A 12,926-nucleotide genomic window follows, 5' to 3' on the forward strand; every position below is an offset into this window, starting at 1 on the left:
GCATCAGGCGTCGCCTTAATCCCTGTCGGTGGTAAAATATCGTCTCAGGCCATGCGCCAACACCTGCAGATTCCTGCCCCACCGATCGAGCGGATAACACTGTTGCCATGAATCAGGGTTCTTCACCCCGTCAGTTTCTACCCGAATGGGCCCCCCAGCAGGCCATCATGCTCAGCTGGCCCGGTCGTGACAGCGACTGGGCATCGCTGCTGGATGCCATTGAAACCACGTTTATCACCCTGATCGAGGTGATCACGCGCTATCAGCATGTACTGGTGACGCTGCCGGATGACAGCACACGTCGACGCCTGGCCATGACACTGACCAATCTTGGTGTGCCCGACAACCGGCTGTCGCTGGTCATCGCTCCCAGTGACGATACCTGGGCGCGAGACCATGGCCCCTTGAGTGTCATCGAGCATGACACGCCCCTGCTGCTGGATTACCGATTTACGGGCTGGGGGGGTAAATTCCCGGCCGCACGAGACAATGCGCTGAATAAAGCCCTCGCAGATCAGGGTATTTTCAAACCCGGGCTACACAATCTGCAGCAGGTGGTCCTTGAAGGCGGCGCCGTCGAGACCGACGGCTGTGGGACTCTTCTGACCACTCGCAGCTGTCTTTTGAACCCCAATCGCAATCCGCATCTTGATCAGGCGGATGTCGGGAAATTTCTGGAAGAGCAGTTGGGCATCCACCGCGTTCTATGGCTCGAAAATGGTTATCTCGAAGGCGATGATACCGACAGCCATATTGATACGCTGGCACGCTTTTGTGATGAGCACACCATTGCCTACGTCCGCTGCGATGATAAAAGCGACTCGCATTTTGAAGCCCTGAAGGCCATGGAGTGTGAGCTCAAATCATTTCAACGCGCTGATGGGGAGCCCTACCGACTGATTGCGCTGCCGTGGCCGCGGGCCTGCCTTGACCCGGAAGACGGTCACCGTCTGCCGGCGACCTATGCCAACTTTTTGATCATCAATGGGGCGGTCCTGATGCCCTCCTATGCCGACCCGGCCGATCATGCAGCACTCAAGGCATTGTCAGAGGCCTTCCCGACGCGCGATATCATCCCGATAGACTGCAGGCAGGTGATTCGACAGCACGGCAGCCTGCACTGTTTGACCATGCAACTGCCTGCCGGATCGCTAAACGCGATCAACCCCTGATGTGCGGAGAGATGGAATGAAGGAAAGCATTGAAGTCGGCATCGTTCAGCAAAAAGCCTGGAACGACAAGCCCAGAAGCCTGGCGGAAAGCGAGCGAGGCATTCGTGCACTGGCCGCGCGAGGCGCGCGTCTTGTGCTGTTGCAGGAGCTGCATGCCACGCGTTACTTCTGTCAGTGCGAGGACACCGATGTCTTTGATCTGGCAGAACCGCTGGAAGGCCCGACCACACAGTTTCTGAGTGAGCTGGCCAAAGAGCTCGATATTGTCATCGTGGGCTCCATTTTCGAGCGCCGTGCACCGGGGCTTTATCACAATACCGCCGTGGTGCTGGATACTAGCTTCGGACTGGTGGGCACCTACCGCAAGATGCATATTCCGGATGATCCGGGATTTTACGAGAAGTTCTACTTCACCCCTGGTGATGCTGGTCGCGGAAAGGGTTTCACCCCCATCGACACGTCCGTGGGGCGTCTGGGGGTACTGGTCTGCTGGGACCAGTGGTATCCCGAAGCCGCTCGCCTGATGGCTTTGGCAGGTGCCGACATGCTGCTTTATCCCACGGCCATTGGCTGGGACCCGCGTGACGAGCAGGATGAAAAGCAGCGTCAGAAGGATGCCTGGACGCTGATACAGCGCTCCCATGCCGTGGCCAACGGCATTCCGGTACTGGCGGCCAATCGGGTGGGCCACGAGGAAGACCCCAGCCAGGTGGGCAGCGGTATCGATTTCTGGGGTGGGAGCTTCATTGCCGGCGCCCAGGGAGAAATTCTGGCGCTGGCCGGCGAAGAGACCGAGGAGCTTCTGGTCACGCTGTCTCCCACACGTAGTGAACAGGTGCGCCGCATCTGGCCCTATCTACGCGACCGCCGAATCGATGCCTACGCAGAGATTACCGAGCGCTACCTGGACCGCTAGCCGGGTGATCGGATCATTAGCAGTTCGTGCCCCCACTGCTGATGATCCACTTGTATTGTTGCCGGCGCAGGTTCGTGCTAAAAGATAACGGTATATTCAAAAGGCAGGAATGGAGACGGCCATGTCACTGCAATATCAACTGATGGCAGAGCTTGAAAAGGCCTTTGATGACCTGGTGGAAGCCACAGAAGCCCTCGTGGCATCGGCCAGACAGCATCCTCCCGCCATGTGGCGTTTTGACGGTGAAGCCGATATCGACTGGTTGATGCGAGCCCTGACAGACTATTGGTATCAGGATGGCCAGGATGGGCGCGCAACGCGTGATCATGTCGGCGTTGTAGTCGCCAATGACGAACTGCTGGAACACGCGCTAAACGTGAATCAATGCAAGGATGCCTTCGCACGGCAACTTGGCGTGGCCCGAAAACAGCACCCTGCCATGATTGCCGAACTCAAGGCCACACTGCCCTTTCGCCACCCCGTCTTGCATGATCATCTCAAGGGCAGCGGCATGGCCCGTCTGCACCTCAAGCAGTGCTGGCGACGCCTTCCCATCGCCGATGCCCCGGTCTCCCGCATTCGGCTCGCCTGGTACTCCAGCGGACGCTCAATCAAGCGCATGAGTGTCGCCGACGTAGAGGCCAAGCTTGCCAGGCTCAATAACGAAGCGGCGCATGTCCAGATCCAGTATCGACTGCTGGCCTCGCTTCCCGACGGGGAAATGCTGGCACAGGTGCAGACTCAGGCACCGCTGATGCGCGCCAACCTGTTTTTTCGTGAACCGCTGGAAGATGGACATACCCGACGCGCCATGAATGTGGCTCTGCCGCTTTTTGTGCCAGCCCCGGATAACCGGCTCCCTCAGATCAATCAGCCGGCACCCAATCCGCCCGAAAAGCGAACGCGCGCTCTGCGGGGGGACTCAAAACTTGAAAGCGAGCCGTTCATTCCCAGCCTGCGCATTTATCGTTATCGCTTTTGATAACATTTAAAAATCGCCGCTGGACTGTGGCAGTCGCTGCAAATGGAAGTGTCGGCTCAGCCGGATAACGGGCCTGATCAGCATTTGCGCACTGCCAATCACAAACAGCCAGGTGCCAATCATCATTAGTGACGAATAAAAAAAGCAGATGCTACCGGCCAGAAACCATAGACCGATCAAGATGTCATTGATGATGCTGACGACTTCATAGCGACGATGCACCACCAGCATGTCGTGGTTGAAATGCAGCGTCAGATCTCTTGTATCAGCGTTACTTTTCTTTCGAGACAAGGCTGTCGTCTCCTGTATGAACTTAGGGCCTATAAAAACGCCGACTCAAAGGTCGGCGCTTTTTACAAAATTTCGTATGCCGCTAGTGTAGACGGTTAAGTCCGTTATGTGCGGCGATACGGTAGGCTTCCGCCATGGTCGGATAGTTGAAGGTGGTGTTCACGAAATAGGCCAGCGTATTCGACTCACCCGGCTGGTTCATGATCGCCTGCCCGATATGAAGGATCTCGGACGCCTGATCACCAAAGCAATGAATGCCATAGATCTCGAGCGTTTTCGGATTAAACAGGATCTTGAGCACGCCGACCGTGTCGCCGGTAATCTGCGCGCGCGCGGTGTCCTTGAAAAAGGCCTGCCCCACTTCATAGGGCGTTCGCGCATCTGTCAGTTCCCGCTCGGTCTTGCCCAGCGAGCTGATCTCGGGAATGGTGTAAATCCCCGTGGGGATATCGTCCACAAAACGCGAGTTCTTGCTCAGCGCATCACCGGAGGCCGAACGCCCCTGGTCATAGGCAGCACTGGCAAGGCTTGGCCAGCCAATGACATCACCGGCGCCGTAGATATGCTCAACCCGGGTGCGATAACTCGTATCCACCTGAAGCTGTCCGCGGGAGTTGGATTCAAGACCTGCGTTTTCAAGCTTGAGCGTATCGGTATTTCCCGTGCGGCCATTGGCCCACATGAAGGCATCAGCGCGCATCTTCTTGCCTGACTTGAGGTGCAGGGTCACGCCCGTTTCATCCCCTTCGACGCGGGAGTACTCCTCGTTATGGCGAATCTGCACGCCGCTGTGGCGCAGGTGATAGGACAGCGCGTCACTGATTTCATCATCCAGAAACGACAGCAGGCGATCACGAGTGTCGATAAGGTCCACCTTGACGCCAAGGTTGGAAAAGATCGAGGCATACTCGCAGCCGATAACGCCGGCCCCATAGATCATGATGCGCCGGGGCGTATGCGACAGGCCAAGAATGGTGTCAGAGCAATAAATGCGGGGATGTCTGAAATTGATATCCGCGGGTCGATAAGGACGTGAACCGGTGGCGATGACAATATTGTCGGCTACCAGTGATTCTCTGGACCCATGCCCATCAGACACATGAATGGTGTGAGGATCGGCAAAGGAAGCGGTACCAAAGAAGACATCAATGCGGTTGCGGGCATAAAAACGCGTACGCATGGCCACCTGATCCTCGATGACGCGCCGAGAGCGCTCAAGCATGCGAGGAAAGGAGACCCAGCGAGGCTCGCCCAGATCCCTGAACATGGGATTGTTATTGAACTGAACGACCTGCTTGACCGCGTGTCGCAGGGTCTTGGAAGGAATTGTCCCCTTGTGAGTACAGTTCCCTCCTACGGAGGACTGCAGCTCGACAATGGCTACGCGCTTGTCATGCTTGGCAGCGTTGACTGCAGCGCTTTCACCGGCAGGACCTGCTCCCAGAACCACAACGTCATACTGATAGGTGGGCATTATTCGCTATGCTCCAGGCTTGCGACTTGCATCAAGCGCCAGCTCGGGTCGGTAAGTGACGCGCCGCAGCTTTTCCTTGCGCTGCTGCTCTTCACAGACCTCATCCTTGCCGCCACAGATGTCACATCCCTGCTTGAGCCCCAGGTTATTAAGACCACCGCATGAACCGCTGATGGGCTTGCGCCCCAACAGTACGCCTACCGACATGACGCCCACGACAACCAGCATGACCGCCAGAACCATTAACCATAACAGCATGGATTGCTCCTGTTCGTTATCAGTCATCGACCCGAGAGTGACCGTTGCCCCCATTTTAACCGCCATGGGTGTACAAGTACCAATGCCGGTAAAACAATCGATGGGATAGCCCTGAACCAAAAACGGCACCGGGGTTACCGGTGCCGTCAAAAAAAGCGCCAGATCAACCGCCGAAATCATCCAGCAGGATGTTTTCCGGCTCGACGCCCATATCCAGGAGCATCTTGACGACCGAGGCGTTCATCATCGGCGGCCCACACATGTAGTACTCACAGTCTTCAGGCGCCGGATGGTCCTTCAGATAGTTTTCATACAGGACATTATGGATAAAGCCTGTCTTGCCGGTCCAGTTATCTTCGGGCTGCGGATCCGACAGAGCCAGATGCCACTCAAAGTTGGGGTTTTCTTCCTGTAGACGGTCATATTCATCGTTATAAAACGACTCGCGAACCGAACGAGCGCCATACCAGAAAGAGATCTTGCGATCGGTCCCCAAACGCTTGAGCTGATCGAAAATATGGCTGCGCATGGGCGCCATGCCCGCACCGCCACCGATGAAGATCATCTCGGCATCAGTATCCTTGGCAAAAAACTCGCCGAAGGGGCCATAAACCGTGACCTTGTCACCCGGCTTGAGACTGAAGACCCAGCTCGACATGAGACCCGGTTGATGACTCGAGTTGGGCGGCGGCGTTGCAATACGAATATTGAACTTGAGCGTACCCTTCTCTTCCGGATAGTTGGCCATCGAGTAGGCACGGATCACCGGCTCGGTCGTTTTGGTTTTCAGATTGAAAAAGCCAAAACGGTCCCAGTCACCCCGGTACTCTTCGGCAATATCGAATTTGCTGAAGTCCACTTCATACGGCGGCGCTTCGAGCTGCATGTAGCCACCGGCGCGAAAGGCGACATTCTCGCCTTCCGGCAGGCGCAGCGTCAGCTCCTTGATGAAGGTGGCCACGTTGTCATTATCAACAACGGTACACTCCCACTTCTTGACGCCGAAGACGTCTTCGGGCACCTCGATTTTCATGTCCTGCTTGACCGGTACCTGACAGGAGAGACGCCACCCTTCCTTCTTTTCACCCATGGTGAAATGGCTCTCTTCGGTTGCGAGGATCGACCCGCCACCTTCCTGAACGCGACACTTGCACTGAGCGCAGGACCCGCCGCCGCCGCAGGCAGAGGACAGGAAAATGCCCTGCCCGGCGAGGGTCTGCAAAAGCTTGCCCCCGGCCTGGGTCTTGATGGTGCTTTCAGGATCACCATTGATTTCAATGGTCACCTCACCGCTGCTGACCAATCGGCTGCGGGCGGTAAGGATAATGGCCACAAGGCCCAGAATAATCAGCGTGAACATGACCACGCCAACGATGATGACAGAAGTATCTACCATGACTCGTTTCCTTGCTCAGTCGATGATCCGCCGCTTACAGCTGAACGCCGGAAAACGACATGAAGCCCAGTGACATCAGGCCAACCGTCAGGAAGGTAATGCCCAGTCCCTGAAGCCCGGCCGGTACATCGCTGTACTTGAGTTTTTCCCGAATGCCCGCCAGAGCCGCGATGGCCAGTGCCCAGCCAACGCCAGCGCCCAGCCCATAGACGACCGACTCGCCAAAGGCGTAATCACGCTGCACCATGAAAAGAGCGGCACCCATGATGGCGCAGTTCACCGTAATCAGCGGCAGATAGATGCCCAGCGTGTTGTAAAGAGCCGGCACAAACTTGTCGAGAAACATCTCAAGGATCTGAACGATGGCGGCAATGACGCCGATGTAGCTCAGAAGACCCAGAAACGACAGATCAATGTTTTCCGCACCCTCAACGCCTGTCCATGACAGTGCGCCCGCCTTGAGCAGGTAATTAAGGATCAGGTTATTGGCCGGTACGGTGATGGTCAGAACAACGATGACCGCCACACCGAGGCCGATGGCCGAGGACACCTTTTTGGACACGGCCAGAAACGTACACATGCCCAGAAAGAACGCCAGCGCCATGTTTTCAACAAATACAGCCTTGATGAAAAGGCTCAGGTAATGTTCAAACATTACACGCTCCCCTGTGCAGTGTGCGGTTTGGTATTGGTCGTGATCCTGAATTCGCTGGTCTCGACCTGCTGAGGGCTAAGGCTTCTGATCGCCCAGATCAGCAGACCAATCACGAAAAAGGCCGAGGGCGGCAGCAACATGAGACCGTTGGGCACATACCAGCCACCATTATTGATGGTCGGCATGATGGTCATGCCAAACACCGAACCCGAGCCCAGCAGCTCACGGAAAAATCCGACGGCCAGCAGGATAAAGGTGTACCCAAGACCGTTGCCGACGCCATCCAGAAAGCTGAGGACAGGGCCATTTTGCATGGCATAGGCTTCAGCACGACCCATCACGATACAGTTGGTAATGATCAGGCCGACAAATACCGACAGCTGCTTGGAAAGATCGTAGGCGAACGCTCTCAACAGCTGATCGACCACGATGACCAGCGATGCGATGATGGTCATCTGAATGATGATACGAATCGATGACGGCATATGATTGCGAATCAACGAAACGAACATGTTCGAAAATGCCGTCACCGCGATAACCGCCAGCCCCATGACCAGAGAGGTGCTCATGGAGTTGGTGACCGCCAGCGCACTACAGATCCCTAAGATCTGCAGCGCAATGGGGTTATTCTGAAAAATGGGAGTTATCAGCAGACCTCTGGCCGTATCAGTTTTTGCCATGATCAAGCTCCTTGTGAAGTGTCACGAAAGCGTGCCAGATAGTTGGCAAAACCTTCGTCGCCCATCCAGAACTGCAGCAGGTTGGTGACACCTGTGCTGGTCAGGGTAGCACCGGAAAGCGCATCCACCTTGTGTTCGGCATCAGGCGTATTGCTGCCAACACCGCCCTTGACGAGTCGGATAGCGGGTTCGGTACTGTCTTCAGGGTAAATTTCCTTGCCCGGCCAGAGCGATTTCCAGCGGGGATTATCGACCTCGCCTCCCAGCCCCGGCGTTTCGCCCTGATCATAAAACGACAGACCCACGACCGTATTGCCATCGCCTTCAAGCGCCAAATATCCCAGCATAAGCGACCAAAGCCCCTGTCCGCGTACCGGCAGGATGATCTCGTCAGGCTTGTCGGGGTCGCCCACCAGATATACCGTCGCGTAATTTTCAACGCGGCCACCCAGTCCGGCCCTGTCCTGAGGACCGCTCAGCGTCCTCGACATGGCCGGATCCTGAGTGGAGGCAATCTGATCGAAGCGGTCAGGATCAATGTCATCGGCATACTTGCCGCTGCGAAGATCCACTACCCGCTGGGTGATCTCACCAAACTGCTGTTCAACGCTTTTGCCCGGCTCCATCAGGTTGGCGACCTGCAAAATATTGGTCTTGCGGTCAAGCTCCTGATTCTGCTGCTGGGTCGGCCTGAGCGCTACGGCCGCCGTGGACACTACCACGGAGCAGACCACGCACAGCGACAGCGCCACCGTCAGCGTCTTCTTGATCGAATCATTATTGGCCATCAGGCAACCTCCTTATCCTTTGACGGCATCAGACGCTTCTGCCGACGTTTGATATTGGCCTGAACGATAAAGTGGTCGATCAGCGGTGCGAACAGGTTGGCAAACAGGATGGCCAGCATGATGCCTTCAGGAAACGCCGGATTGGCGACCCTGATCAGTACCGTCATGAAACCAATCAATGCGCCAAAGACCAGCTTGCCGGTATTGGTCATTGAAGCCGAGACGGGATCGGTGGCCATGAAGATCATGCCAAAGGCAAAACCACCGATGACCAGATGCCAGTACCAGGGCAAGGCAAACATCGGGTTGGTATCGGAACCGATGAGATTAAAGAGCGTTGCCGTGGCCACCATGCCCAGAAAGACACCCAGAATGATGCGCCAGGAGGCCACTCGGGTCCAGATCATGATCAGGCCACCCAGCAGAATCATCAGTGTAGAGGTTTCACCGATACTGCCCTGGATAAAGCCCAGAAACGCATTGATCCATGGCGTTTGTGCGACCAGCTGATCGACGCCGCCCTGCGCTGCCGTGGAAAGTGCCGTGGCCCCCGTATAGCCATCTGCGGGAACCCATACGGAGTCGCCCGACATCTGTGCCGGATAGGCAAAGTAGAGAAAGGCGCGACCGGTCAGGGCCGGATTCAGGAAGTTCTTGCCGGTGCCGCCAAACACTTCCTTGCCAATGACCACCCCAAAGGTGATGCCCAGTGCAACCTGCCACAGCGGCACGGTGGCCGGCAGAATCAGGGCAAACAGCACGGAGGTGACAAAAAAGCCTTCGTTGACTTCATGGCCACGACGAATGGCAAACAGGACTTCCCAGAAACCGCCCACGATAAAGGTAACGGCATAGATGGGAACAAACCATGTTGCCCCGAGCACGAAATTGCCCCAGATACTTCCGGGGTCATGCCCGCCGGCCAGTGCCATAACGACCGCTTCACGCCAGCCGGCCAGCGCGCCATAGTTGTCGGCAATGGCCACGTTGGCCTGAAGCCCGACGTTATACATCCCGAAAAACATGGCCGGAAAGGTACACATCCAGACCGTGATCATGATGCGCTTGAGGTCGATGCCGTCACGCACATGAGAGGTCGAGCCGGTCACATGACCCGGCGCATAAAAAATGGTATCTACTGCTTCATACAGTGCATAGAAACGCTGGTATTTACCGCCCTCATGAAAATGGGGCTCGATATTATCCAGTAAACGACGAATCCCCATCATCAGACCTCTTTCTCGATCGTTGTCAGATTGTCGCGCAGGATCGGGCCATACTCGTACTTGCCGGGACAGACGTAGGTGCAAAGCGCCAGATCTTCCTCGTCAAGTTCCAGACAACCCAGCTGCATGGCCACTTCTATATCCCCAACGATCAGCGAGCGTAAAAGCTGGGTCGGCAGGATATCCAGAGGCATGATCTGTTCGTAGGAGCCGATCGGCACCATGGCACGCTCGGAACCGTTGGTATTGGTATTGGGCCGAAAGGAAGCCGGTCGCGTCAGGCGTGAAAGATAAATGCCGGTCGCGGAATGCCGATCAAGACCCAGTGACAGCCAGCCAAGCAGAGCCCGCTTGTGGCCTTCCTCGATCAGGGACACCTGAAGGTGGTAACGACCAAGATAGGCCGTATGATCCCGAGCTGTATTACCGCCAAACACCGACCCCGAAATCACGCGGACATCCTGATCACGCTCGACTTCACCGGCAAGCAGCTCGTCGAGGCTTGCGCCCAGACGCGTGCGCACCAGACGCGGCTTCGTGGCCGCCGGGCCACCCAGGGCAATCACACGGCGCGTATCCAGACGACCTTCAGTGAACAGCGTACCAATGGCCATGACATCCTGATAGTTCAGATGCCACACCTGACGGCTAATCCCTACCGGTGACAGATAATGGATGTGAGTACCGGCCAGGCCTGCCGGATGAGGACCGGCAAAGCGCTCATGCGTCACCCCGTCAAGCTCACCACCTTCAATCTGCGCCTCGGGAGCGGTACACAGATACACCTGCCCTTTGGTCAGGTGCCGTATAACCCTGAGGCCATTGACGAAATCCTCCTTGCGCTCAGCAATAATGGGCGCTGGATCAGCACTCAGAGGGTGCGTATCAATGGCGGTTACGAAAATATTGAGCGGATGCTCGGACACCGACGGCACACGCGAAAAGGGGCGCTTTCGAAAGCTGGTCCACAGGCCGGCAGCGACCAGCTGATCAACAACGCTCTGGCGTTCCAGAGTGTCGAGACGATCAGGCGCATGACGTTCAAAGGCTGTCTCATCGGTATCGCTGCTGTCATCCACCCGAATGACCACCGACAAAAGACGGCGCTTCTCGCCACGGTTAATGGCGACCACCTCACCAGCAGCCGGCGCTACATAGCGAACGCCTTCGGTTTTCTTGTCAGTAAAAAGTAACTGACCAAGCGATACCCGGTCTCCCTCGCGGACTTCCATGGTTGGCCGCATGCCGATGTAATCAGGGCCAAGAACAGCCACATGCTTCACCGGCTGACCATTATCGATGGTCTGGGAAGGTGAACCCGCGATGGGGAGATCCAGGCCTCGTTTGACTTCGATCATAGTCTCGCCCAGTAGTCGAATCTGATGCAGTCATGCAGGGTTTGATAACCGTTTGACGCAAGCTATTGATAGCAACCGTTATTACCGGTGATCCCCTTGGGTGATGATCAATCAGATGAGATGTTTCGGTGATCCGCAGGAGCGGACATGATTTAACACGGTTTAAAAACCAGCCGTATTATAAGGAGCCAGCACGTGAAAAACCACATGAGTTACAAGGGATTCACGTTGGACTCGAGGGACTCCTGGACCAAAGTCCAGGAGGAAATGCGATCATTTCAGTTTGGCGAAGGAAAGGAAGGGAGCCGCGCATGTGCCATATGCTGCACCAGTCGAATCACCTGAGCGCTATAGCCAAACTCATTGTCGTACCATACATACAGCACAATATTTTTGCCGTCAACAATGGTGGCCTTGCCATCCACGATGCCACCGTGACGGTTACCCACGAAATCCGACGACACCACTTCAGGCGAGTCAACAAAATCGATCTGACGACGCAGTTTTGAGTCGATCGACATTTCGCGCAGATAGCCGTTCAGGGCTTCCCGATCACACGCCGTTTCAAGCGTGAGATTCAAAATGGCCATGGAGACGTTCGGAATGGGCACTCGAATGGCATTGCCGGTCAGCTTGCCGGCAAGTTCCGGCAGTGCTCTGGTCACTGCTTTTGCAGCCCCGGTTTCGGTCAACACCATGTTCATTGGCGCACTGCGTCCACGACGCTCGGCCTTGTGGTAATTGTCGGTCAGGTTCTGATCGTTGGTATAGGCATGAACCGTTTCAACATGACCACGCTCAATGCCATAACGATCCGACAGGCATTTCAGTACCGGCACAATGGCATTGGTAGTACATGACGCCGCCGACAGGATCCGCTCATCCTCATCGGTGTCCTGTTCATTGATGCCGTAGACGATATTCTTGATATCGCCCTTGCCCGGCGCCGTCAGCAGTACGCGCGCCACACCCTTCGAGGAGAGATGCCTTTCAAGCCCTTTCCGGTCGCGCCAGTTGCCGGTGTTATCCACCACAATAGCGTTATCGATGCCGTAGGCCGTGTAATCGATGCTGTCAGGAGATTCCGCGCGAATAAACTGGATATAGTTGCCGTTGGCGATAATGGCATCGTTATCGTGATCCAGCGTCAGCGTTCCCGGAAAAGGCCCGTGAATGGAGTCACGACGCAGCAGGCTGGCCCGCTTCTCCAGATCGGAGCTGTCTCCGCGCACGACCACCGCACGCAATCGCAGCGTTCGCCCGCCACCAATGCGCTCGATCAGCAGTCTGGCGAGCAACCGGCCGATACGGCCAAAGCCATAAAGCACCACATCGCGCGGTTGCGCTGGCGCACCCTTGCCCTGCTGGCCCACGATGGGATCAAGCGTTTTTCTTAAAAACCCCATCACATCGTGTTCGCCGCTACGCTTGTAAGCCACGGCCAGCTTGCCGATATCGATATGGGCAGGACCGGGCTCAAGCTCGATCAGTCGTTTGAGCAGCGCAAAGGTATCGCCAACCTCCAGCTCGACGTTTTCAGCATGACGAGCGTAGCGATGATGCTTTAATAACTGGATGACCGACTGATTCACCATGGAACGGCCATACATCAGCGGCACCACCTGACAGGTCCGATAGAGACGCCCCAGCAACGGGATCATCTCTTCGGCCAGTGCTTCCTGCGCCTGCCACTGCTGCAGACACATTTCTTCTTTTTCCATACTCACGTC

General features: G+C 56.1%; 13 protein-coding genes. 3 read left to right on the plus strand and 10 right to left on the minus strand.

The genetic code is table 11. The features are described 5' to 3' along the window. Positions 1 to 107: 107 nt before the first annotated feature. The 3 genes from KSP9073_RS05950 (at position 108) to KSP9073_RS05960 (ending at position 3,070) form a co-directional block, all read left to right on the plus strand. Positions 108 to 1,172 carry an agmatine deiminase family protein gene (locus tag KSP9073_RS05950; protein ID WP_108842077.1) on the plus strand — a complete coding sequence of 355 codons (1,065 nt, stop codon included), beginning with the start codon at positions 108 to 110 and terminating at the stop codon, positions 1,170 to 1,172. A gap of 16 nt (positions 1,173 to 1,188) precedes the next feature. Next, entirely contained in the window at positions 1,189 to 2,088 is a 900-nt protein-coding gene (locus KSP9073_RS05955; protein ID WP_108842078.1) for a carbon-nitrogen hydrolase, read from the plus strand. A gap of 121 nt (positions 2,089 to 2,209) precedes the next feature. After that, positions 2,210 to 3,070, plus strand: a complete 861-nt coding sequence (locus KSP9073_RS05960; RefSeq protein ID WP_108842079.1) for a DNA replication terminus site-binding protein — start codon at positions 2,210 to 2,212, stop codon at positions 3,068 to 3,070. A 6-nt stretch (positions 3,071 to 3,076) separates the two neighbouring features. Here the strand turns inward: KSP9073_RS05960 and KSP9073_RS05965 are convergent, their stop codons facing one another. The 10 genes from KSP9073_RS05965 to KSP9073_RS06010 form a co-directional block, all read right to left on the minus strand. Further along, positions 3,077 to 3,361, minus strand: a complete 285-nt coding sequence (locus KSP9073_RS05965; RefSeq protein WP_243409139.1) for a YrhK family protein — start codon at positions 3,359 to 3,361, stop codon at positions 3,077 to 3,079. 82 nt (positions 3,362 to 3,443) lie between these two features. Further along, positions 3,444 to 4,835 carry a Si-specific NAD(P)(+) transhydrogenase gene (sthA, locus tag KSP9073_RS05970; protein WP_108842080.1) on the minus strand — a complete coding sequence of 464 codons (1,392 nt, stop codon included), beginning with the start codon at positions 4,833 to 4,835 and terminating at the stop codon, positions 3,444 to 3,446. Between the two features lie 6 nt (positions 4,836 to 4,841). Continuing rightward, positions 4,842 to 5,093, minus strand: coding sequence for a (Na+)-NQR maturation NqrM (gene nqrM, locus KSP9073_RS05975; RefSeq protein WP_108842774.1), 252 nt, complete (start codon positions 5,091 to 5,093; stop codon positions 4,842 to 4,844). A 163-nt stretch (positions 5,094 to 5,256) separates the two neighbouring features. Then, positions 5,257 to 6,489, minus strand: a complete 1,233-nt coding sequence (gene nqrF / locus KSP9073_RS05980) for an NADH:ubiquinone reductase (Na(+)-transporting) subunit F (RefSeq protein WP_108842081.1) — start codon at positions 6,487 to 6,489, stop codon at positions 5,257 to 5,259. Positions 6,490 to 6,523: 34 nt separating this feature from the next. Further along, positions 6,524 to 7,144: an NADH:ubiquinone reductase (Na(+)-transporting) subunit E gene (gene nqrE / locus KSP9073_RS05985; protein ID WP_108842082.1), complete on the minus strand. Its 621-nt coding sequence runs from the start codon at positions 7,142 to 7,144 to the stop codon at positions 6,524 to 6,526. Continuing rightward, the gene (locus KSP9073_RS05990; protein ID WP_108842083.1) at positions 7,144 to 7,824 is read right to left on the minus strand and encodes an NADH:ubiquinone reductase (Na(+)-transporting) subunit D; all 681 of its coding nucleotides are present in this window, start codon (positions 7,822 to 7,824) and stop codon (positions 7,144 to 7,146) included. Before KSP9073_RS05990 ends, nqrE begins: the two co-directional genes overlap by 1 nt. 2 nt (positions 7,825 to 7,826) lie before the next feature. After that, positions 7,827 to 8,612, minus strand: coding sequence for a Na(+)-translocating NADH-quinone reductase subunit C (locus KSP9073_RS05995; protein WP_439330941.1), 786 nt, complete (start codon positions 8,610 to 8,612; stop codon positions 7,827 to 7,829). Continuing rightward, on the minus strand, positions 8,612 to 9,841 hold the full coding sequence (locus tag KSP9073_RS06000) for an NADH:ubiquinone reductase (Na(+)-transporting) subunit B (protein ID WP_108842085.1): 1,230 nt from the start codon (positions 9,839 to 9,841) through the stop codon (positions 8,612 to 8,614). Before KSP9073_RS06000 ends, KSP9073_RS05995 begins: the two co-directional genes overlap by 1 nt. Beyond that, positions 9,841 to 11,196 carry a Na(+)-translocating NADH-quinone reductase subunit A gene (locus tag KSP9073_RS06005; RefSeq protein WP_108842086.1) on the minus strand — a complete coding sequence of 452 codons (1,356 nt, stop codon included), beginning with the start codon at positions 11,194 to 11,196 and terminating at the stop codon, positions 9,841 to 9,843. Before KSP9073_RS06005 ends, KSP9073_RS06000 begins: the two co-directional genes overlap by 1 nt. 278 nt (positions 11,197 to 11,474) lie before the next feature. Continuing rightward, a complete protein-coding gene (locus KSP9073_RS06010) occupies positions 11,475 to 12,923 on the minus strand; it encodes a glyceraldehyde-3-phosphate dehydrogenase (RefSeq protein ID WP_439330942.1) in 1,449 nt (482 codons plus the stop codon). Positions 12,924 to 12,926 lie beyond the last annotated feature (3 nt).

Origin of the sequence: Kushneria phyllosphaerae (assembly GCF_900312995.1) — a bacterium.
GTDB lineage: Bacteria > Pseudomonadota > Gammaproteobacteria > Pseudomonadales > Halomonadaceae > Kushneria > Kushneria phyllosphaerae.

Excerpts from the sequence above, each read along its gene's own strand:
- KSP9073_RS05950 (WP_108842077.1), top strand. The coding sequence starts at position 108 with ATGAATCAGGGTTCTTCACCCCGTCAGTTTCTACCCGAATGGGCCCCC.
- KSP9073_RS05955 (WP_108842078.1), top strand. The coding sequence starts at position 1,189 with ATGAAGGAAAGCATTGAAGTCGGCATCGTTCAGCAAAAAGCCTGGAAC.
- KSP9073_RS05960 (WP_108842079.1), top strand. The coding sequence starts at position 2,210 with ATGTCACTGCAATATCAACTGATGGCAGAGCTTGAAAAGGCCTTTGAT.
- sthA (WP_108842080.1), bottom strand. The coding sequence starts at position 4,835 with ATGCCCACCTATCAGTATGACGTTGTGGTTCTGGGAGCAGGTCCTGCC.
- nqrM (WP_108842774.1), bottom strand. The coding sequence starts at position 5,093 with ATGCTGTTATGGTTAATGGTTCTGGCGGTCATGCTGGTTGTCGTGGGC.
- nqrF (WP_108842081.1), bottom strand. The coding sequence starts at position 6,489 with ATGGTAGATACTTCTGTCATCATCGTTGGCGTGGTCATGTTCACGCTG.
- nqrE (WP_108842082.1), bottom strand. The coding sequence starts at position 7,144 with ATGTTTGAACATTACCTGAGCCTTTTCATCAAGGCTGTATTTGTTGAA.
- KSP9073_RS05990 (WP_108842083.1), bottom strand. The coding sequence starts at position 7,824 with ATGGCAAAAACTGATACGGCCAGAGGTCTGCTGATAACTCCCATTTTT.
- KSP9073_RS05995 (WP_439330941.1), bottom strand. The coding sequence starts at position 8,612 with ATGGCCAATAATGATTCGATCAAGAAGACGCTGACGGTGGCGCTGTCG.
- KSP9073_RS06000 (WP_108842085.1), bottom strand. The coding sequence starts at position 9,841 with ATGATGGGGATTCGTCGTTTACTGGATAATATCGAGCCCCATTTTCAT.
- KSP9073_RS06005 (WP_108842086.1), bottom strand. The coding sequence starts at position 11,196 with ATGATCGAAGTCAAACGAGGCCTGGATCTCCCCATCGCGGGTTCACCT.